Annotated in this window: 2 protein-coding genes; both read left to right on the top strand. The window is 63.7% G+C overall.

Going from position 1 to position 1,424, the window contains the following annotated elements; genetic code table 11:
* On the top strand, positions 1-1,089 hold a 1,089-nt coding region (locus INT32_RS21990; protein ID WP_145998282.1), incomplete at its 5' end, for a tyrosine-type recombinase/integrase.
* Positions 1,086-1,376, top strand: coding sequence for a DUF6262 family protein (locus INT32_RS21985; protein ID WP_009885260.1), 291 nt, complete (start codon positions 1,086-1,088; stop codon positions 1,374-1,376). The genes INT32_RS21990 and INT32_RS21985, both read left to right, overlap by 4 nt.
* The last annotated feature ends 48 nt before the right edge of the window (positions 1,377-1,424 follow it).

Raw genomic sequence — 1,424 nt, 5'->3', positions numbered from 1 at the left:
CGCAACCGCCGCGTCGTCGCGGTCACGACGTTTCTCACCGACATCACCGAGTGGGGCTGGGACGTCGCCCCGGCCCGGAAAGTCATCTTCCGCGATGACATCCCCAAACTCCCACAAGTCCTCCCACGCTACCTGCCCATCGACGCCGACCGCCGCCTCCAAGAGGCGCTGACCGACCATCCCACCAACGAGCTGGCCGCACTGGCCCTGCGGGTCCAACGTGCCTGCGGGCTACGCATCGGTGAACTACTAGACCTGGAACTGGACTGCGTCCACGAGATCGATGGCAACGGTGCCTGGCTGAAGATCCCGCTGGGCAAAATGGCCACCGAACGCATGGTCCCCCTCGATGTCGAGACTCTCGACCTCATCGACCGGATCACCCAGATCCGCTCCCACGGCAGGCCGTTGCCCCACCCGCGTTACCGGCGGTCTGCACAGTTCCTGTTCACCTACCTCGGACGCCGCCTCACCCAGCAGGGAGTACGCGCCGAACTCGACCACGCCGCCGACATCGCAGGACTCGAACACGTCACGTCCCATCAGTTGCGCCATACTTACGCGACCGCGCTGGTCAATGCCGGCGTCTCCCTGCAAGCACTGATGGCCCTGCTGGGCCACGTCAGTGCTGAGATGAGTCTGCGCTACGGGCGCCTGTTCGACTCCACCGTCCGCGAGGAGTACGAACGCGCACTGGACCTAGCCAAACAGCAGACAGCGCCGCAGGCAACGCCAAACACCGCACCGAGTAACACCGGTCCAGGCGGCAGAACCCAGCTTCCATTGACCGACATCACCGGCGGACAGGACTGGAAAGACACGCCCCTGCTGAAATCGCGGATGGCCGGCGGGTTCTGCCTACGCGCTCCCGCTCAGGGTGCGTGCCCTTATGCCAACATCTGTGAACACTGCCCCAGCTACCGTGCTGATGCCTCGTCGCTGCCGATCCTGGCCGCCCAGCGTGTCGACGCCGAAGCTCTCGCCCGCGACGCCGAAGACCGCGGATGGATCGACGAAGCCGACCGCCACCACAAGCTCATCAGCCGCCTCGACGCGCTGATGGCTAACACGCAGGCCACCGCCGGATGAACTCCAACGACCGGATCAACACTGTCGAGCGTGTCTGTACCGATCTGGTCCGTCACGGCCACCCAGTCACGTTCACCGCCGTTGCCAAAGCTACTGGGCTCAGTCGCTCCACGCTTTACCGCGACACGGACCTGCGCGCCATCGTCGAGCACCATAAACACGCCAAGACCACCGAGACTCCGATGACCGTGATCACCGAGGAGATTACAACGCTACGGGCGGCGGTAAATACTCTGGCCGAACAAATCCGCAGCCACGAAGAACAGCTACGCCGCCTGCGCGACTGACTTCATTAACCGGCCAAAACACCAAACTGACGTTGATTAGCCGGATAA

The sequence above is a fragment of the Advenella sp. FME57 genome, assembly GCF_014897675.1.
Taxonomy (GTDB): Bacteria; Pseudomonadota; Gammaproteobacteria; order Burkholderiales; family Burkholderiaceae_B; genus Advenella.
Note: the sequence above shows the minus strand (reverse complement) of the source record. Positions and strands in the feature narration are given on the sequence as shown.

Excerpts from the sequence above, each read along its gene's own strand:
- INT32_RS21985 (WP_009885260.1), top strand. The coding sequence starts at position 1,086 with ATGAACTCCAACGACCGGATCAACACTGTCGAGCGTGTCTGTACCGAT.